Origin of the sequence: Persicirhabdus sediminis, from assembly GCF_016595495.1 — a bacterium.
GTDB lineage: Bacteria > Verrucomicrobiota > Verrucomicrobiia > Verrucomicrobiales > Akkermansiaceae > Persicirhabdus > Persicirhabdus sediminis.
On sequence record NZ_JAENIM010000039.1, the window covers coordinates 678504 to 697197 of the forward strand.

18 protein-coding genes are annotated in these 18694 nt (G+C 50.3%); 6 read left to right on the top strand and 12 right to left on the bottom strand.

Annotated features, from left to right (window positions below; genetic code table 11):
* Positions 1-156: 156 nt before the first annotated feature.
* A complete protein-coding gene (locus tag JIN82_RS10345) occupies positions 157-417 on the top strand; it encodes a DUF167 domain-containing protein (RefSeq protein ID WP_200311550.1) in 261 nt (86 codons plus the stop codon).
* A 61-nt stretch (positions 418-478) separates the two neighbouring features.
* Here the strand turns inward: JIN82_RS10345 and JIN82_RS10350 are convergent, their stop codons facing one another.
* From JIN82_RS10350 to JIN82_RS10360, 3 genes are all read right to left on the bottom strand, one after another.
* Entirely contained in the window at positions 479-1090 is a 612-nt protein-coding gene (locus JIN82_RS10350; RefSeq protein WP_325099497.1) for a DUF1349 domain-containing protein, read from the bottom strand.
* A 121-nt stretch (positions 1091-1211) separates the two neighbouring features.
* Positions 1212-1514 (bottom strand): type II toxin-antitoxin system RelE/ParE family toxin, encoded by a 303-nt coding sequence (locus tag JIN82_RS17650; protein WP_343221737.1) that lies wholly within the window; start codon positions 1512-1514, stop codon positions 1212-1214.
* Complete coding sequence (locus JIN82_RS10360; protein ID WP_200311553.1) at positions 1502-1759, bottom strand: type II toxin-antitoxin system Phd/YefM family antitoxin; 258 nt, start codon at positions 1757-1759, stop codon at positions 1502-1504. The genes JIN82_RS17650 and JIN82_RS10360 overlap by 13 nt, the downstream gene beginning before the upstream one ends.
* Before the next feature lie 168 nt (positions 1760-1927).
* Between JIN82_RS10360 and JIN82_RS10365 the strand changes: the two genes are divergently transcribed.
* Complete coding sequence (locus JIN82_RS10365; RefSeq protein WP_200311554.1) at positions 1928-2584, top strand: hypothetical protein; 657 nt, start codon at positions 1928-1930, stop codon at positions 2582-2584.
* 28 nt (positions 2585-2612) lie between these two features.
* Here JIN82_RS10365 and JIN82_RS10370 read toward each other — a convergent pair whose 3' ends face one another.
* Positions 2613-3722 carry a TolB-like translocation protein gene (locus JIN82_RS10370; RefSeq protein WP_200311555.1) on the bottom strand — a complete coding sequence of 370 codons (1110 nt, stop codon included), beginning with the start codon at positions 3720-3722 and terminating at the stop codon, positions 2613-2615.
* A 119-nt stretch (positions 3723-3841) separates the two neighbouring features.
* Between JIN82_RS10370 and JIN82_RS10375 the strand changes: the two genes are divergently transcribed.
* The gene (locus JIN82_RS10375; protein WP_200311556.1) at positions 3842-5326 is read left to right on the top strand and encodes a hypothetical protein; all 1485 of its coding nucleotides are present in this window, start codon (positions 3842-3844) and stop codon (positions 5324-5326) included.
* 2230 nt (positions 5327-7556) lie between these two features.
* On the opposite strand, the gene fabG is transcribed toward JIN82_RS10375, so the two are convergent.
* The 8 genes from fabG to lpxD form a co-directional block, all read right to left on the bottom strand.
* Positions 7557-8303 carry a 3-oxoacyl-[acyl-carrier-protein] reductase gene (gene fabG, locus JIN82_RS10380; protein ID WP_200311557.1) on the bottom strand — a complete coding sequence of 249 codons (747 nt, stop codon included), beginning with the start codon at positions 8301-8303 and terminating at the stop codon, positions 7557-7559.
* A 109-nt stretch (positions 8304-8412) separates the two neighbouring features.
* On the bottom strand, positions 8413-9246 hold the full coding sequence (locus JIN82_RS10385; protein WP_200311558.1) for a CvfB family protein: 834 nt from the start codon (positions 9244-9246) through the stop codon (positions 8413-8415).
* Between the two features lie 96 nt (positions 9247-9342).
* Positions 9343-11067: a diflavin oxidoreductase gene (locus JIN82_RS10390; protein ID WP_200311559.1), complete on the bottom strand. Its 1725-nt coding sequence runs from the start codon at positions 11065-11067 to the stop codon at positions 9343-9345.
* A gap of 149 nt (positions 11068-11216) precedes the next feature.
* Positions 11217-12065, bottom strand: coding sequence for a hypothetical protein (locus JIN82_RS10395; protein ID WP_200311560.1), 849 nt, complete (start codon positions 12063-12065; stop codon positions 11217-11219).
* A 76-nt stretch (positions 12066-12141) separates the two neighbouring features.
* Positions 12142-12942 (bottom strand): SDR family NAD(P)-dependent oxidoreductase, encoded by an 801-nt coding sequence (locus JIN82_RS10400; RefSeq protein WP_200311561.1) that lies wholly within the window; start codon positions 12940-12942, stop codon positions 12142-12144.
* Positions 12943-12957: 15 nt separating this feature from the next.
* Positions 12958-13377, bottom strand: a complete 420-nt coding sequence (locus tag JIN82_RS10405) for a DUF6941 family protein (protein ID WP_200311562.1) — start codon at positions 13375-13377, stop codon at positions 12958-12960.
* Between the two features lie 207 nt (positions 13378-13584).
* Positions 13585-14541: a hypothetical protein gene (locus JIN82_RS10410; RefSeq protein ID WP_200311563.1), complete on the bottom strand. Its 957-nt coding sequence runs from the start codon at positions 14539-14541 to the stop codon at positions 13585-13587.
* 518 nt (positions 14542-15059) lie between these two features.
* Positions 15060-16103 (bottom strand): UDP-3-O-(3-hydroxymyristoyl)glucosamine N-acyltransferase, encoded by a 1044-nt coding sequence (lpxD, locus tag JIN82_RS10415; RefSeq protein ID WP_200311564.1) that lies wholly within the window; start codon positions 16101-16103, stop codon positions 15060-15062.
* A gap of 196 nt (positions 16104-16299) precedes the next feature.
* Here lpxD and JIN82_RS10420 point away from each other — a divergent pair, with 196 nt between their 5' ends.
* The 3 genes from JIN82_RS10420 (at position 16300) to JIN82_RS10430 (ending at position 18694) form a co-directional block, all read left to right on the top strand.
* Positions 16300-16686, top strand: a complete 387-nt coding sequence (locus tag JIN82_RS10420; RefSeq protein WP_200311565.1) for a hypothetical protein — start codon at positions 16300-16302, stop codon at positions 16684-16686.
* 123 nt (positions 16687-16809) lie between these two features.
* On the top strand, positions 16810-17892 hold the full coding sequence (gene mnmH, locus JIN82_RS10425; RefSeq protein ID WP_200311566.1) for a tRNA 2-selenouridine(34) synthase MnmH: 1083 nt from the start codon (positions 16810-16812) through the stop codon (positions 17890-17892).
* A complete protein-coding gene (locus JIN82_RS10430) occupies positions 17873-18694 on the top strand; it encodes a TatD family hydrolase (protein ID WP_200311567.1) in 822 nt (273 codons plus the stop codon). Before mnmH ends, JIN82_RS10430 begins: the two co-directional genes overlap by 20 nt.

Genomic DNA, 18694 nt, shown 5'->3' on the forward strand with positions numbered 1-18694 from the left:
ACCAGATCGCATTCTGTAAAACCGAATATGAGAAAAATGCATCCACCAGTTTGCATCTCGCCAATCCACACAGCGCCAATCACTTGACATAACAGCTCAAAGCACCCCGATTAACTGAGCTTTCAAATTTGTCACCCGTAAGGTAATTTTTTGCCAATGCAGCTGCGAATTAAAGCCACTCCGAACGCCAAAACCAATGCCATCGTGGGCTGGGAAGAGACCCCGCTAGCGGGTCGTGTATTGCGCATTCGCATCCAGGCACCTCCCGTTGAGGGCAAAGCCAACAAGGCGATTCAGGTATTTCTCGCCAAGCAGCTCGGCGTGGGCAAATCAAAAATCCAGCTGCAAAAAGGCGATACCTCGCGCATCAAAACATTCGAGATCCCCGACGACTGCCAGCTGCCGGACAATTTTTAACCAGCAAGTGGCATCATCCAGCCAGCTGGAAATTTTCCCGCTGGCTAGCTGGGAAATTGGGTCACTTGTGCGCTGACCACTCGCTCGGCTGCATCGTGACCTGTGAGAAATCACACACAAATGACGATTCCTCTGGGCTACACGCATAAAGCCCAACTGGCACCGTTGGCGCGTCTTGGTCGTCAGCTACCCCATCAAGCTTCTTCATGCGGAAAATCCTCAGCTGGTAGAAATCCTGACCGTCGAGCGAGTATTCCAACCGGAAATCTGGCCCGCGCTGGCTAAGCCGATACCACATGCTCGCTGGCGTCGGGATATCTTGTGTAGCCCAATCAGAAAATCCATCATTCGTCACCACACTGCCCAGCTTGGAAACCCCCTCTGATTCAAATTCCACCGAGGCTTTAAACCAGTTCCTCTCATCCAGATAGATCAAAATGCCACATTGGTCAAAGCGACGGTAGTAGGTGAAATCGACCTTAGTGGTGAATGTGAATGCCTCGTCCACATCAAACAAATACGCTGGCGCATTGGCCTTGCTGAAGCCGTAGTACGTCTGCTGCCACAGATCTGTGTGCGGCTCGGTGGTGATCGAGATCCCATCCACAAATACGATGAACGACTCAGGTTTATTCAGCCAGCGACCTTTCTTGAAATTTAATACATCTTCCACCCACACAATTTTGCAGATATCAAAAAATGCGCAAGCCCCGAGAAATACGAAACCTCTCGGTACATAGGGAAAGCCCCAACTACGAGATGGCTAACTTCACCAACTAGAAATCACAACTAAGCTACTTTGCTTCTAGATTCTCCAGCCGAAGCAGTCGCTCCGCCCTCATCACGTAGACAATATAGACAATCTCACCCTCAATACGATAAAACACCCTCAGCGGCGGGATAGACAAATGACTATATCTTGTGCCGGGAAGATCATGCGGGTGAGGACACATTTCCGGAAAATCCTCCAGCAGCGAGACTCTGGAAAATACCTCCTTTATCAAATTTGACGCCGCAGAAGGTCGATCTAACGCGATGTAATCAGCTATCGCATCTAGCTCAGCCAAGGCTGGCCCTGACCAAATTATTCGAGCCATCTTGCCATGCGAGTTTGCGCCTGCTCATGGTCAACGGTGCGCCCATCTGCAATTGCCTTTTCACCGCGTGCAATGCCCTCTAGCAATGCCATCCTAGATTCCATAAGCTCAAAAGTATCTACATCCACGAGGTAGGCTGCAGGTTTACCGTGCTGCGTGATCAAAACCGGCTCATGGTCATCCGCTAGCTGAGTCAAAATATCAGTCGCTTTACGCTTCAATGTCGTGACCAGTTCCGTCTTCATAGTATCACTATAGTGATACTCATTGCTGGCGCAACCGCAATTTAATCAACTAGCTGTAGCTTGTGGAGCTCAGCAACCAGTACACTTGCTTTAAAACATCATGCGCAATCGACTTGCCATGGACTAACAAACCATTAGATTTTAAATCTATCACAAACATCTATCTACATGTTCAAAAAGACTCATTCATCATCCATACCGCCAGCTAGCCAGCCAGCACATCTTCATCTGGAAAATGATCCCATTGCCCAACAAACCGACTGGGGGCCGGCAAAAAGTGGCGGCGCAAATTTCAAAACCCACAAGCTTCAGCGCCTATCAGACACACGTTATCAATTCAAAGCCAGCGCTGGAGCGCTTATCTTTTACCTCATTTTCATCGTTGCGGGCATAGGCGCTTTCATCCTTGCAGCAAGCGGGGCGCTAGCAGATAAAGGCCCTATGGCTATTGGCATAGTCAGCATCATCGGCTTAACCTTCACCACAGCCGGCAGTGCCATGCTGTATTTTGGCGCCATGCCAATCAACATCGACAGCAAACATCAGGCTTTCTGGCGCGGCAAAAAAGACCCCACACAAGTCTTTGATAAAACCAAACTCAAAGACTATGCCGCATTTTCCGATATCCACGCCATCCAGCTGGTCTCTGAGTATTGCACTGGCTCGAAAAATAATGGCTCGTATTATAGCTATGAGATCAACTTGGTACTCACCAATAGCGAGCGCATCAACGTCATCGACCACGGCAACAAATATGTTGTTGTTGATGATGCCTGCAAACTAGCTGAATTCACCGGCAAACCACTGTGGAATATGATCAGCTAGATGCTGAAAATCAACTAGTTAGACTTCATCAAGCTAGCTGGGTGACAATATCTGCTCTGGTTAATAATGATTTCTCATCGCCAGCTAGACTGAATACCTTGCAGCCATTGGTGAAATACAGCTGGTCGCCAATGGTTTCAAAGGCCACCACATTGGTGCTGAGCTTTTCGCCATTTTCATTGACCAATTCCCACGAATTAGGAACCAGCTCGTAACTTTGGTCGCCCTTATCGCGCTTGAGTTTCACGCAATCTACCAGCGTGCCCATAACGTCGACATTTTTGCTCTGTTTGCCCACGTTAGTCGCCATCTCCTGAGTTGGCGGTTTCTTGATGTTAGCAATCATCGTAGCTAGATGATAGAGCGACATAACAAAATAATACGGCAATAAGAGCACATGCAAAATCCGCCGACCAAGGCTAACGCCCTCTGGGTACATCTGGTAAGGACGGCGAATGTAATATAAGGTGCCATTGGTCGATTTTACTGGCGCGAGGTAGTCGAAGTTTTCATCACCAGCGAGCACCTTGCTGTCACCAGTTTCCAGGTGCAGCGACATCACCTCCATCGGCGCATGCGCCATGATGTAGCCATCTTCGCTGCGCCCAATGCCACCACTTTGATAGATTACTTCATCGCCGTGAAATCGCGGCAGCACATCGCGAGAATCACCACCTGTTAGCGTTTTCTCGTGGCGGCCAAATTCATTATGTAGGTGCACGTTATAAGCGCCATCTTCATCACTGCTAGAGATGACAAACTGCTGGCGCTCAGGGCTAAAATCAAAACCACAGACGTGATAGTCTTGTTTATGAAAGAGTCGGCGCTCGTAATCGTCGCTGAAGCGATAGGAAAAGAGCCCAGTCATCGCCCCATTGGTGATGATGTAGTAGGCCATGTCATCAAAACAACGCACCGCCAGACAACGAAATTCCACATCGCGTGACGAGCGCTTCGCCCCACCCCACGCTGAGCCAAACATGCCGCCGTCACCTGCAGAGTTTTGTTTCCAGCCATTGAGCTCAGCGTGGCGTTCCGCCTCAGCTACCTTTTGCGCCACAAACTCACTCACATGTTCTTCGTATCGGCCGCCGCCTTTAGAAAACATCAGCCTGCCATCAGAAATTATCGCCTTCACATTCATAAACCGTTACAGCCAATCAAAGCAATCTAGCGGATAAGGTCAAACAAACAATTAGTTATCACGCTAACTGGTTTTCACTGTCTCTTCTAATCTACACGATCTATCATTAGAAGATGTCACGATTCACCAAGTGGTTTTTCATTGTTCTAGCCAGCATTCTACTTGTCTTTGTCGCCCTGCCAGCTAGCTGGTATGGATATTATGCTTGGAAGTTAGACCGCGACTTTAAGCAACTCAGCGAATCGCTTCACGCTGCTGATCCGGCACGAGCTAATCAGGTAGATCTCATGTCCCAGCTAGCTGAGATTGACGATTCGATTAGGGATTGGAGATCGAACTTCAACTCGTACCCTCAGATGCTTCCTAGCTACGCCGGCCTATGGCAATATCACGACCGTAGATGGTTCGCTGAAAGACGTGGCCGAACCTTCGATGAATCGATCACCTCAGCACATCAATTTGCCTACTGGCTAGAGCGCAAACACTATCGCAGCAGCGACAGCGAAGCAGCTAAAGCTGAAAAACCACGCAAAGTTTACCGCACTGAGGGGCAGGTCGCGGCAGATCCCTCGCTGCTCACCCGTTATTCTATTACTAATGAAAAAAACACACGCCAGCTGGTTGTGATCACCGAGGCCGACGCCGCTGAGAAGTTTTTGCACGACCATGGTGAGGAAATTAATCAACAACTCGCACCTTGGATTGCGAGATTCAAAGCCAGTGATTATTGGCACAGCAAGTTAGGTAAATATAAGTTAGAATTCGAGCTGGTCGCTGCTTGCCAACTACTCAGCCTTACTACCAGCGCGCGGCTATTGATAGGTGAGATCGACGCGGCTATGGATGATCTAATGCTTTTGATCAAGATGAGCCAAATGCCGACCATTGGTGACTCTATCTACAGCCATCATCTTCAAGCCAGCATTCAAGAATACGTCATCGATCTGGTTTGGCAGATTCTCAATAACAAAACATTAGACGGCAACCAGCTGCAAGCTCTCCAGCCAGCATTTCCTAAAGGAAACAATGCTCAGGAGATGGCTAAATACATTGCGGCGTCGAGCATCTGGGTGAGCTCAAAGTGGCAAGATTTCGCTAATGATAAAATGCTCCATGGTGAGCTCTCAGCTGGCGATCGATTCATGCTACCCTATCGTCTGAGCAAACAAAATAAATCACTGCGAGAGCTAAGCAAGCAGCTGAGCCAGCTTGCCAGCCAAGGCGAGGAGATGTCCTATCCAGCTAGCAAAAAATGGATTCCTTCAACTGATGATTCGTTAGATCTGCTCTTTAAAGTTGATGTCGGGTCTATCTTACGCCAACAACTCACGCGAAATACGCTCTACCAACAAATGCGCACCGCCATTGCGCTGGAAAGGTTCTATCTAGACCACGGCAGCTACCCGAGCCAGATGAATCAACTTGTGCCCATCTATCTAGCCGATGCACCTATCAACGGGCTCAGCGGAGAGGCCATCAGCTGGCAACTCGACAAAAATGGCCCGGTCATGCAGCATGATAGAACTACTACGACATTGGGTAAAAATGGTGAGTGCTCTGAGCAAATAGAACCATTCGTCTGGAGGTACTGGAGGTAACCAGCTGGCTAGATTTTCCAGCCAGCTAGCTAGATTTTCCAGCTCCCCCGTCGTGCGGGGCTGGAACTGAAGGTCATTTGACTTGTGTGAGCGGATGGTTGCCTTTTGGTATTTCTACCCGCTAGGCAAAAGCGGCGAAGGATCGCCGCAGTCCAAAGCCTGCGGCCGAACTAGCTAGCTCTTTTGGTTTTTTCCAGCTGGCTCTGACATCACGGGCCGAAAGTTATCATGCTAGATTTCCCACCTCCCCGTCGTTCTGGGCTGGAACTGAAGGTCATTTGATCTCCTGAGAGCGGATGTTTGTCTTTTGGTATTTCTATCCGCTAGATGAAAGCGGCGAAGGATCGCCGCAGTCCAAAGCCTGCGGCCGAAGTAGCTAGCCGATTTGGTTTTTCCAGCTGGCTCTGACATCACGGGCTGAGAGCTATTTAGGTAGATTCACCCTGCTAACCCGTCGTTCTGGGTTGGAACTGAAGGTCATTTGACTTGTGTGAGCGGATGTTTGTCTTTTGGTATTTCTACCCGCTAGGCAAAAGCGGCGAAGGATCGCCGCAGTCCAAAGCCTGCGGCCGAACTAGCTAGCTCTTTTGGGTTTTTTCCAGCTGGCTCTGACATCGCGGACTGAGAGCTATTTAGGTAGATTCACCCTGCCAGCCCGTCGTTCTGGGCTGGAACTGAAGGTCATTTGATCTCCTGAGAGCGGATGTTTGTCTTTTGGTATTTCTATCCGCTAGATGAAAGCGGCGAAGGATCGCCGCAGTCCAAAGCCTGCGGCCGAACTAACTAGCTCTTTTGTTTTTTCCAGCTGGCTCTGACATCACGGGCCGAAAGCTATCTCTTCTAGATTTACCCTGCTAGCCCGTCGTTCTGGGCTGGAACTGAAGGTCATTCGACTTGTGTGAGCGGATGGTTGCCTTTTGGTATTTCTATCCGCCAGGCAAAAGCGGCGAAGGATCGCCGCAGTCCAAAGCCTGCGGCCGAACTAACTAGCTCTTTTGGTTTTTTCCAGCTGGCTCTGACATCACGGGCCGAACTAGCTAGCCGATTTGGTTTTTCCAGCTGGCTCTGACATCGCGGGCCGTAAACTATCTCTGCTAGATTTCCCAGCTCCCCCGTCGTTCTGGGTTGGAACTGAAGGTCATTTGACTTGTGTGAGCGGATGTTTGTCTTTTGGTATTTCTACCCGCTAGGCAAAAGCGGCGAAGGATCGCCGCAGTCCAAAGCCTGCGGCTAAACTAACTAGCTCTTTTGGTTTTTTCCAGCTGGCTCTGACATCACGGGCCGCAAACTATCTCTGCTAGATTTCCCAGCTCCCCCGTCGTTCTGGGCTGGAACTGAAGGTCATTTGACTTGTGTGAGCGGATGGTTGCTCTTTGGTATTTCTACCCGCTAGGCAAAAGCGGCGAAGGATCGCCGCAGTCCAAAGCCTGCGGCCGAAGTAGCTAGCCGATTTGGTTTTTCCAGCTGGCTCTGACATCACGGGCTGAGAGCTATTTAGGTAGATTCACCCTGCTAACCCGTCGTTCTGGGTTGGAACTGAAGGTCATTTGACTTGTGTGAGCGGATGTTTGTCTTTTGGTATTTCTATCCGCTAGATAAAAGCGGCGAAGGATCGCCGCAGTCCAAAGCCTGCGGCCGAACTAGCTGAGTGTTCTGGAATTTCCAGCTGGCTCTGACATCGGGGACTGAGAGCTATTTAGGTAGATTCACCCTGCTAGCCCGTCGTGCGGGGCTGGAACTGAAGGTCATTTGACTTGTGTGAGCGGATGGTTGCCTTTTGGTATTTCTACCCGCTAGGCAAAAGCGGCGAAGGATCGCCGCAGTCCAAAGCCTGCGGCCGAACTAGCTAGCTCTTTTGGTTTTTTCCAGCTGGCTCTGACATCACGGGCCGAAAGTTATCATGCTAGATTTCCCACCTCCCCGTCGTTCTGGGCTGGAACTGAAGGTCATTTGATCTCCTGAGAGCGGATGTTTGTCTTTTGGTATTTCTATCCGCTAGGCAAAAGCGGCGAAGGATCGCCGCAGTCCAAAGCCTGCGGCCTAACTAAGTAGCTCTTTTGGTTTTTTCAAGCTGGCTCTGACATCGCGGGCTGAACTAGCTAGCCGATTTGGTTTTTCCAGCTGGCTCCATCGTGCTGGACTGAAAACTGAAAACTTTAATCTGAAAACTAAAAAAACCACCATCACGCCAGCTGGCGTGATGATGGTTTTAAGGAAATTAGAAATCTAATTACATCGTCATTCCGCCGTCAGTGGCAACTACTTGACCAGTGATGTAGCGAGCTTCTTTGCTGGCGAGGAAGAGTGTAAGTGCAGCGACGTCGTCAGTGCTGCCCAGCTCACCGAGCGGGATGTTGCCGAGGATGGCATCTTTGACTTTGTCGTTGAGTTCGTCAGTCATTTCAGTAGCGATGAATCCTGGAGCGATGGCGTTACAAGTCACCTTGCGGCCAGCTAGCTCTTTAGCTACAGCTTTAGAGAAACCAATCAGACCAGCCTTACTTGCGGCGTAGTTAGTTTGACCCGCATTGCCCATCAGACCGATTACTGAGCTGATGTTAACGATGCGTGGATCTTCCGCTTTCATCAATGTGCGCTGGAATGCTTTCACGGTGTTGAATGCACCCTTGAGGTTAGTATCGAGCACTGCGTCCCAATCCGCTTCTTTCATGCGCATGAGCAGGCCGTCGCGAGTGATGCCCGCGTTGTTGACGAGGATGTTGACGGTGCCAAAATCAGCAACCACCTGCTTGCCAAGGGCTGCTACTTCGTCGTGATTAGCCACGTCTACAGCGTAGGCTTTAGCGCTTTCAGGAAACTCAGCATTGATGGCTTCTGCAGCTGCGCCACAGCTGGACTCACTGCGGCTCACCACAGCAACTTTAGCACCTTCAGCTGCAAATGCTTTTGCGATCTCTTGTCCGATTCCGCGACCACCACCAGTGACCACGACAACTTTGTTTTCAAAACGTGACATGCACGTATTTGTCACGCTTTTCAGCGACTGCCAAATCAAAAAGTTGAGTTATTTACAATTGTTAGTCAGGAATGTAAGTATTGACAGGTGATCTGCGCACGCGGATCTGCTAGTCAACCACCTGCATGCCGCCGTCTACCAGCTTGATTTTGCGCTCACGGTACAGTTTACCCACTGCCATTTTGAATGCTTTTTTGCTCACGCCAAATTGGTTTTGGATCTCGTCTGGTGAGCTTTTATCACTGACGTCCAAGTGGCCGCCAGCTTCGTTGAGCGCGATGAGAATGAACTCGCTGATGCCGTCGATTTTATCGTAACCAGGGCGGAACATGGTGAGATCGATTTTATCAGGGAATTTCACCTCTTTGACGTAGGCAATCACGGTGTCACCAATGCGCACGTCGCCGAGAACTTCATTTTTGTAAAGCAGCCCCCAGTGAGCGCCATTGACAATCACTTTGTAACCGAGCTCAGTGAGGTGGCTGAGGCGACATTGCACTTCTTCACCTTCGTCGTACTCAGGCTTCTCATCAGACAGGTAGCGGCCCAGCTTCGAGCTAGCAATGATGCGGTCGGTCTCATCATCCATGCTGATGTAGACGAGATACCAGCGCCCTTCTACCATGCGGATTTTTTGCTCGCGGTATGGCACCATGAGGTCTTTTTCCAGCCCCCAGTCGAGGAAGGCGCCCATGTCATTAACCGCGGTACATTTAAGGAAAGCAAATTGGCCCACTTCAGCTTTTGGCTCTTGGGTGGTGGCAATCAGGCGGTTTTGGTTATCGACGTAGATGAACGCGTCGACGTAGTCGCCTGGCTCTAGCCCTTCTGGCACCCACTTACCGGGCATCAAGATTTCGCCGAGGTTACGTGCGTCGAGGTAGACGCCGAAGTCGGCCTCTTTAACGATCTGGAAGCGGTGTTTGTTGCCAATTTTAGCCATGATTCTTAATGTAGGTTATGTAAATAAGAGAAGCCACCACTCACCTTATGGCAAGTGGTGGCTTGGAATGATTTTTTCCAGCTAGCTGGAGATCGCTTAGTAAACGTCGCGGTTGTAGCGCTTCGCTTTGCGTAGATCTTTGATGAAGGCAATTGCCTCGTCAGCGCTGAGGCCACCGTGCTCTTGAGCGATGGTGTGTAGAGCTGCATCAACGTCTTTAGCCATGCGTGACGCGTCACCACAAACGTAGAAGCTTGCGCCACCGTCGAGCCATGCCCAGAGTTCTGCACCTTTTTCAAGCATGCGTGTCTGAACGTAGATCTTATCGGCTTGATCGCGTGAGAATGCGAGGTCGAGCTGGTTGAGCACGCCATCTTTCTGGAACTGCTCGATTTGCTCTTGGTAGAGGTAATCAGTAGCGGCGTGTTGGTCGCCGAAGAATAACCAGTTGCGGCCAGTAGCTTCACTCACTTGACGCTCTTCGAGGAAGGCGCGGAATGGAGCAATACCTGTACCAGGTCCTACCATGATGATGTCAGTGCTCTTGTCTTCAGGAAGGCGGAATGCCTTGTTGTGATGGACAAAACAGCCTGGCTGAACACCCTCTGCGCGGTCGGCAAAGAAAGTAGAACAAACACCACCACGGCTGCGGTAGTTGCTGTCGTAGCGCACGATGCCAATGGTCAGGTGAACTTCACCTGGGTGAGCATTCGGGCTTGATGAGATGGAGTAAAGTCTTGGTGCCAGCTTCTTGAGGATGCCAACAAATTCTTCACCGTCAGCAAAATCAGCTGGATGATCGACCACAAGGTCAACCAGCTCGCGGCCCCAGCAGAAATCGTCCATGGCTTCTTTGCTGCCAGACTCAACAATAGCACGAAGCATTGGAGAACCTGAACGCGCTTGCCATTTGGTGACAAATGCTTTGGTGATTTTGCGGATATCGTAGTGGTACATCAGCGCGTCGCGCAGTGAACCTTCTGATCCGTCTGGGAAAGGAACTTCGTCGTTGGTATCAAATGGCAGTGATTTGATGATCTCATCGACCACTTCAGCTGGGTTTACTGGGAAAACGCCCAGCGCATCACCTGCTTGATAGTCGTAATCAGATCCTTCAAGTGACAGCTCGATGTGGTTGGTCTCCTTTGCAGAACCTTCACCATTGAGGTTGTAGTTCTTGAGGATTGGAGATGGGAATGGATTCTTTTTGCCAAATGGTTCTGGGCCAGTTTCCGCAACATTCACTTCAACAGCTGCATTAGACGCGCCAAACATGGCGAGGATGTCTTTGCGCCACTGAGCGTAGAGGTCGTCGAAGTCGACATCACAATCAACACGCGCCATCAACGGCTTAGCGCCAGCTGCGGTGAGGAATTGCTCGAAGTCGATGCCAGTCTGGCAGAAATCTGGATAATCGGTATCACCCAGCGCTAGGATAGCAAAATTTACTTTGTCCAGTTTAGGCGCTTGATCGCCGCCGAGGTATTCGTGCAGCGCTTGTGCGTTATCTGGGGCTTCACCGTCACCGTATGTAGAAGTAATGATCAGCAGGCGCTCTTCGGAAGGAAGGCGTGCGTGATCGTAAGCGGCCATATCGATCGACTCAGCTGTAAAACCAGCTTTATTGAGTGCTTTAGCTGTTTTTTTGGCAAGACCTTCAGCATTACCTGTCTGAGATCCCCACAAAATTGTCACAGGAGCACCACCAGCTGCAGCAGCTGGCTCCGGCTCTGAAAGCACTTGTGTCAGAAAAGATTGAAGCCACTTCTTTTGTTCTTCTGTAAAGGGCGCGTCGTCTGGAAGTTGAATTTTCTTGGCCATTGCAGATAAAAACCGGCATATTCCGGCGCGCGGAAGATGCGCAGTTTCTTCAAAACATGCAAGTTTGATTTACTGTAATATCCTGAAAGTTGCTTTGTTCACACGGGTGCAAGTAGTTAAATCGCCACTCACACCCGCAAAATTGGCCATTATGGCAGTGTGATGCTGATCGTTTTACCATAGGTGGCATCACCGGTCATCAACATGCTGCCGCCGGGCATCTCACCCTCGATGGTCATTTTCATGTTCATTTCAATGCTGAGATCTTTGAAATAATCCAGCGAACGGAACATTTTAGCGGTCCCCTTCATCGCCATCATCTGACCCATATCCTCGAGTTCGCCAGACATATCAAAAGTCATTTCCAGCTCAGCAGCCTGTTGGCCGTCACGTTCACCTACGCCAATAAATGTCACCGTCATCTCGCCCTTCGCATTGTCGACATTTTCAAACCCAGGAAATGCGGTGGCTTTTACTTTCCATGAATCGCCAATTTTGCGTTTTTCGGCGCCGTAGATTTTTTCTGCAGAAACGTCATTGAGCACGTGAGACAAAGTCTCGAGCTCGGCTGCCTCCACTGCATTGGCCTCGCCAGCAATCAAATTAACCTGCCAGCCGCCTTCAGCTGGTGTTGCCAGAAGCTCTTTTCCTTTCAGCGCGCCGTCAGTCACAGGAGATGGCATTTTCTGGCCAGCAATTTCCACTTCGCCACCGCTAGATTTGGTGATCACATCAATCTTGATCTTATCAAGCTCCTGCTGGGTAAACTTATTTTCCTCGCTCACCAGCTGGCTCATCTTGCCTTCCATCTGCTGGCCGCCAGCCACCATCTGCATCTGCATTTCTTTCATCTGCATCTGCGACTTCTCCGTCCAGCTGGACCCTTTTGGCATCTTGAAATCTGCCTTATATAAGGTGTATGTTTCCTCAGCGCTGAGTGAACCAACCAATGCAAAACTGCCCAACAACCCGAGGGGAATAAAAAGTGATTTCATCATCGCTAGTACTAGCAGCCTAATCAGCCGCTGGCTAGATAAATCTATCTATGCAAGCCTAGCTATCTGACAACCCGCTCTAGCTGGAGGTATTTGCCATCACCTTGCGCAAGAGGAACAATGGCGTCGCCGCAATAAGCACAGCGGCCAAAGTAATCTTTAAGCTCGGAAATACTCGAGTGCGTCCAGTTTCCAACGCCCAGATAGACTCAGAAACTACTTGCTGAGCTTCAACGTAAAAATACTCGCGTCCAGGCACGTTGCGATCTTGCTCGCCACGTTTTGCGGTTTCGCCAAATTCGGTATGCACTGGCCCCGGACAAACAGCCAATACATTCACGCCGTGGTCAGCGAGCTCAATGCTCAGCGCCTCGGAGAAGCTAGAAACATAAGCTTTTGTCGCGGCATAAACGGCAAAATCAGGAATCGGCAAAGTAGCTGCCAATGAACTCACATTGACAATCGCCCCTTTCTGCTCAGCTATCATCGCCGGCAAAAACTGGTGGCAACAATGCGTCAACGCATCCATGTTCAAATCCATCATGGACTGGATTTTCCCCCAATCCGACGAGGCAAATGCGCCCACGTCTCCCATGCCGGCATTATTCACCAGCAAGTCGGGCTGTAGCCCTTTACTTTTCAGGCGCGAGAAAAATTTCTGCCGTTGATCGATAGAACAAAGATCAACCGCAAAACAATAAACCTTCAGACCGCTGTGGCGGCCTTCCAGCTCGTTAGCTAAAGCCAACAGTCGCTCACCGCGGCGAGCCACCAAGACCATGCTGGCACAATCCGGCGCAAACTGGCTGGCAAATTCTGCCCCCAGCCCAGCTGACGCGCCAGTAACTAGCGCGCATTGATATTTGGCTTCAGCTAACATTACAGAATCTGCTAATTAAGCAGGTTGTTGTTGATTTTGGTCAACTTTAACGATGCGCAATGGGATGCGCTTCTCGAGCTCATCGTCAATGCTGATGTCGATTGAGTAGAAACCGTCTTCTGGGAAACGAAGTCCCTGAAGGTTGAGCAGAAGGTTACGTGTCATGAATGGCACGCTATCAGGAAGCTCAACTGGCATGTCTGCAACGATAGGCATCTTGTCGTCGATTGCCTTACCGTCGGCATCAATCAAAGTTACTGAGAATTTGTGCTGACCATTGTCTTCTGGTGTGATGCAGAGACGAATCGCCAATGTGCACATTGGGTGTACGACAGGAAGAGCTTGGGCTGCGAGAGTATCGAAAGTTCCGGAAACGACCATCTTACCGTTGTAGTCAGCCGCGAAGTCACAAAGTGTTGCAATTTGGATATCCATTATGATGTTTGTCTTTTAAATTTGACGCAGTCTATTTGCACTATGGTCGACGATATGCCAAACCCCAATTACAGAAATTTTCACTCGTGTCAGCTAGAGCTGCAATCACTAACACTTCACCATGCTATCATACGCAATTGGCTATACAAAGCGAACCCTGCGCCCCTCAGCACAGGGTTCATCCCCGATCATTACTTCTAATCAGCTCTACCTGTGTCGCTTCCAGAGAAGTAATGAAAATAGTCCTAGCAAACATGCCGTCGATGGCTCTGGCACCGGCGCTTGGCCATCCGCAGCTAGAGCGCCCCATGGAACACCGGCTAGATCGTAAAAATCACCTGTCACCTCAGTAGCCAGATCACCGCCAGCCAGCTGGATTTCTTGCAAAATAGAACCATCGGTCAAATCGAGACGCACAATCTCACCATCACTCTGCCAAATGTTCCCCCACAAGTTGAGGTTTTCATCAAATGCCAGCTGGTAAAGGTTATCTATCTGACCGAGCAATTCGACATCGAACCCGTCGTCATCGAGCTGGTTCAAGTCTAGCCGCCAAAACCAATTCAGCCCATCAATCCTTGAGGCGCCATACATCATGCCGGTGGTGGCATCTACCGCCACATCACTGAGAGCACCAAAACCACTTTCTGCAGAACCTAGCGGAGACAGCTCGCGAGCGCCAGCCAGCTGGCCTGATAGGTCGTATGCTACACTAAATAATCTATTCTGCCCAGCCGCGCTCAGCGCCGAGAAATAATAGCGGCCCGCGTAATAATCACCTGCGCCACCAGCCGTGAATCCATCAGCTAGGCCAAGTGAAGTCAGTGAGCCCAGCTGGCTCATTTCTCCTGAGGAAAGTGAATACGAATACAATTGTTCACCACCGTGTTCGGCAAAAATCAGCGCATTGCGATCGCCGTCATAAGCCAACTGGTTTGGCGTCACCGCCGCGTCCTGCCACGTGGCATTAGCCAGAAATGTGGCCTGCCCAGATGCCACATCAATGGCATAAAACGCATTCTTCTCAAGATTGCCGTCACCGGTAGCTCCAGTGACCGCAAACATTTGTGAGGCGCGACCCTGGTTCGGCACAAGAGCCAAACCAAGGCCCGCCAAACAAAGCACAAAAGTGCTCAAACTACCTAAGTAGCTTCTTGTTTTCATGGGGGTTTTATTCGGGGGTTATTACGGGAGTATTATTATGTATTCCGAAGCGACCTAACTTACGTCAAATCGATCAATTAAAATCATACGCCTCACCCCAGCAGACTCAAGATATTGCTAGTAATTGGCAAAATACGCCGTACCCAGCGCAACAAAAATCACTGATTAATGGTCAACTAAATCGTTAATCCTCACGCCTAGCAGTTATCATTTTGCCGGAAAATTAACAAATAACAAAAATGATAAAACTAACAAACCAGCTAGCTGACCACAGCCAAACAATGCCTACAACAAGGTCTGAAAACTGATTTAAAACTAGTTTTCAATCAAGCCGCTAATAACACATGCCAGCAAAGCGACGTGCAATTTGGCAACTATTGACCAGATTTGAAAATCGCAGAAAGACAAAAACTTAAGCAGCCTGAATGGTTACCATCACCAAACTATCATGCAAAAAAACCAGCTGGAGCGACATTCACCCCAGCTGGCCATAAAACGCATAACTGATTAATAATCAATTACTCACTATCAGAAGCGAGGTCTTCAACCTGCTTTTTCAGCTGCTTAAACTCTTTCATCAGTTTTGGCAATCTCTCCACCGCAATGAGCTTCTTCTGCTCGTCGCGGAATGGACGAGCTGGCATGCCATAGTAAGTGCCCTTTTCGGTAATGCTCTTGGTGACGCCACTGGCGCCAGCGATGACTACTTGATCAGCCACCTCAACGTGACCTGTCACACCTGATTTAGCAGCTAGCACCACGTAGTTACCCAGCTTGGATGATCCAGCCACGCCAACCTGAGACACCATCAGGCAATGTTTGCCAGTGATCACATTGTGACCAATCTGCACGAGGTTATCGATCTTAGTTCCTTCACCAATGACGGTTTTACCAAAACGAGCGCGATCGACACATGAATTGGAGCCAATTTCCACGTCATCTTCTAAGACAACAATGCCCACTTGGTCGACTTTGACGTGACGACCGTCAACCAGCTCAAAGCCGTAACCATCAGAGCCAATCACACAGCCAGGCTGGAGGATCACACGATCGCCAATCACGCAGCGTTCGCGCACAGTAGTATTGGCATGCAGCAGGCAATCGCGACCGATTTGGCAATCTTCGCCAATCACCACACCAGCGGCAATCTCTGTACCGTCACCAATCACAGCTCCAGCTTCGATCACAGCGCCTGCGCGCACGCAGACTTTGCTGGCGTCTAGCTGGGCAGATTCATCCACGTAAGCCGCTGGGTGAATACCTGGTTTGAAACTGCGTTGCCCTTCAGCCATCTGCTTGACCACGAGGCCAAAGGCAAATGATGGATTTTCCACTTCAATCAATGTGGCTCCGGCTGGCTGGTCAGATAAGCCAGCTGGCACGATGACCACGCCAGCTTTGGTAGCTAGAAAATCTTGATAATATTTCTCGTTGCCGAGAAATGAAACATCCTGCGCGCCGGCTTCATTCAGTGATGCCAGGCCGGTCACCTCGACTTCTTCACTGCCTTGCACGACATTCCCGCCAACCAACTCGCTAATTGCTGTAACCTTCAAACTCATGATCTTCGTGATAAACTTGTTCACCCCTATGGATGTCTTACGCCACGCTAAATTTTCCACCGCTGACAAGCAAGCTCTGATCTGTGAGAACTGATCGCAAAAAGTAAATCTGCACACAATCACGCTTTTTACTTGGGATTGCCCATCGATCCGTAGTAAACCGCAACCAGCAGAAGCTAACAACATCACCCACATTATGGATCCTACCATCTTCAAATTTGTTCACTACATTGGCATTCTCACCCTATTTTTCTCACTTGGCGCCATGTTTAGCGGCGCCAGCTGGAAAAAATCATTTGGCATGGGCCACGGCATCGGCCTGCTGCTCATCATTATCTCCGGCTTTGGTTTCCTCGGCGTTGCCAAGCTCGGCATCCCAGTTTGGGCCATCGTCAAAACCATCATCTGGTTATTCTTTGGTGCCTCACTCGCACTGGCGAAAAAGGGCAAACTCAAAGGACTCGCCGCGTGGGTCGTCATCATCGGCCTCGGGTCAGCTGCTGCCTTCATCGGGCTCAACTGGAAAACTGGCAAACTGCCAGCATTCATGGTGAAAAACTTGGTCGAAAAGAAAGCCGAGTAATTTCAGCTAAAAGCAAATTCTCAACAAACACGGTGGCCAGCTGGCTGCCGTGTTTTTTTTGTGTCCGTGCATTTATCCGTGTGAAAGCTTGTATGCTAGTGGAATCAGCTGAATGCTGTGGTCATGATTCCTGTTGCGTCCATCACCTTGCCATCTTCGTTGACTGAATTTGACGAAATTATTGATGTGCGCTCTCCTGCTGAATTTGCCGAGGATCACATTCCCGGCGCCATCAATCTCCCCTGCCTCACTAACGAACAACGAGCCGAGGTGGGCACACTTGATCGCAAGAGCGCCTTTGAAGCCCGTCGCCTCGGTGCCGCGCTGGTGACCGAAAACATGTCGCGTCACCTCAGAACGCATTTTGCCGACAAAGCAAAAAATTACACGCCGCTGATTTATTGTTGGCGCGGCGGCATGCGCTCGCGGTCCTGCGCATTCATCCTCTGCTCCATCGGCTGGCGCGCCAGAGTGATTGATCGTGGCTACCAACATTACCGCAATTTTGTCATCGACCAAATCGAGCAGTTTTTTGATCAGGGAAATGTCCAGCTGCGTGTGCTCTCCGGGCTCACGGGCATCGGCAAAACGCGCCTATTATACGCGCTGGAAGCTGCCGGCGAGCAAGTGCTCGACCTCGAACAACTCGCCAACCACCGCGGGTCCACACTTGGGTCCAGCCCAGATTCATCACAGCCGAGCCAGAAATATTTTGAAAGCCAGCTCCTCGACACCTTGTCGAAATTCGACCTAAGCAGGCCAATTTACACCGAATCAGAAAGCAACCGCATTGGCAAAATCCACTGCCCGCCATCACTGTGGAGGCAGATGAAAATCAGCCAAGTCGTAGAAATCACCCTGCCTATTGAAGAACGCGCCAGCCTGCTGCTCACTGATTACCATCATTTTGTCGAGCATCCAGAAACCCTCTACCCATTGCTCGACAAACTGGTGCCACTGCGCGGACACGCCAAAGTCGAACAATGGAAACAGCTCATCAAAGAAGGAAAATGGCGCGAATTTGTTCTCTCCAATTTACGCGACCACTACGACCTGTGCTATCGTGTCCCTGGTCACGAGAAATCAAATTATCCCGCCGCCAGCCACACCGTGGCGCTAACTGACCACTCGCCCGCGGCGATTGAAAAAGCCATTGCCGAGCTCACAGCTCTACCCACTCAGCTGCATGAAAATGCCACTCATTGACGCACACAACCACCTGCAAGACCCACGCATCTACCCACAGGCAGATGCCATCATCGCGCAGATGCGTGCGGTTGGTATTGAGAAATGCATCGTCAATGGCACCCAGCCAACTGATTGGCCAAAAGTTGCCGCGCTAGCTGAAAAATTCCCGCAATTCATCATCCCCGCATTTGGCCTGCACCCGTGGCAGTCGGCTAACGCTTCAGCTAGCTGGCTCGACCAACTCGCTGGCTACCTCGAAAAACTCCCCCACAGCCTAGTTGGCGAATGTGGTCTCGACCGATGGATTAAAGGATTCGACATCGATCTGCAAAAAACTCAACTGATTCAGCAGATCCAGCTAGCCAACCAGCTCGGCAGATCCATCACCATCCACTGCCTGAAAGCGTGGGGACCATTGATGGACATTTTCGACGCGCTAGAGAAATCTGGCCAACCGTGCCGCCGCCCATTTCTCCTCCATTCATACAATGGTTCCAAGGAGCTCGTGCCCCAGCTAGTCAAACGCGGTGCCTACTTTTCCATTTCCAGCTACTTTCTGCACAAGCGCAAATCCAAGGCCTTTGATGCCTTTCGTGCCGTGCCCGCTGACCGCCTGCTGATTGAGACCGACGCGCCTGACATGCTCGGCCCGCCAGCTAGCCAGAAATTCCAGCTGGATGGAAATTTGAACCACCCAGCCAATTTGGCTCAACTCGCCACTCTTGCAGCGGCGAGGCTAGAAATCGACGAAAATACCTTCATTGCACAATGCTGGGCAAATACGCAATCATTTCTCTCACCGCCGTCCAAACCCAGCTGA

Excerpts from the sequence above, each read along its gene's own strand:
- JIN82_RS10365 (WP_200311554.1), top strand. The coding sequence starts at position 1,928 with ATGTTCAAAAAGACTCATTCATCATCCATACCGCCAGCTAGCCAGCCA.
- JIN82_RS10375 (WP_200311556.1), top strand. The coding sequence starts at position 3,842 with ATGTCACGATTCACCAAGTGGTTTTTCATTGTTCTAGCCAGCATTCTA.
- JIN82_RS10405 (WP_200311562.1), bottom strand. The coding sequence starts at position 13,377 with ATGGATATCCAAATTGCAACACTTTGTGACTTCGCGGCTGACTACAAC.
- fabG (WP_200311557.1), bottom strand. The coding sequence starts at position 8,303 with ATGTCACGTTTTGAAAACAAAGTTGTCGTGGTCACTGGTGGTGGTCGC.
- JIN82_RS10420 (WP_200311565.1), top strand. The coding sequence starts at position 16,300 with ATGGATCCTACCATCTTCAAATTTGTTCACTACATTGGCATTCTCACC.
- mnmH (WP_200311566.1), top strand. The coding sequence starts at position 16,810 with ATGATTCCTGTTGCGTCCATCACCTTGCCATCTTCGTTGACTGAATTT.
- JIN82_RS10410 (WP_200311563.1), bottom strand. The coding sequence starts at position 14,541 with ATGAAAACAAGAAGCTACTTAGGTAGTTTGAGCACTTTTGTGCTTTGT.
- lpxD (WP_200311564.1), bottom strand. The coding sequence starts at position 16,103 with ATGAGTTTGAAGGTTACAGCAATTAGCGAGTTGGTTGGCGGGAATGTC.
- JIN82_RS10390 (WP_200311559.1), bottom strand. The coding sequence starts at position 11,067 with ATGGCCAAGAAAATTCAACTTCCAGACGACGCGCCCTTTACAGAAGAA.
- JIN82_RS10360 (WP_200311553.1), bottom strand. The coding sequence starts at position 1,759 with ATGAAGACGGAACTGGTCACGACATTGAAGCGTAAAGCGACTGATATT.
- JIN82_RS10345 (WP_200311550.1), top strand. The coding sequence starts at position 157 with ATGCAGCTGCGAATTAAAGCCACTCCGAACGCCAAAACCAATGCCATC.
- JIN82_RS17650 (WP_343221737.1), bottom strand. The coding sequence starts at position 1,514 with ATGGCTCGAATAATTTGGTCAGGGCCAGCCTTGGCTGAGCTAGATGCG.
- JIN82_RS10430 (WP_200311567.1), top strand. The coding sequence starts at position 17,873 with ATGAAAATGCCACTCATTGACGCACACAACCACCTGCAAGACCCACGC.
- JIN82_RS10400 (WP_200311561.1), bottom strand. The coding sequence starts at position 12,942 with ATGTTAGCTGAAGCCAAATATCAATGCGCGCTAGTTACTGGCGCGTCA.
- JIN82_RS10385 (WP_200311558.1), bottom strand. The coding sequence starts at position 9,246 with ATGGCTAAAATTGGCAACAAACACCGCTTCCAGATCGTTAAAGAGGCC.
- JIN82_RS10395 (WP_200311560.1), bottom strand. The coding sequence starts at position 12,065 with ATGATGAAATCACTTTTTATTCCCCTCGGGTTGTTGGGCAGTTTTGCA.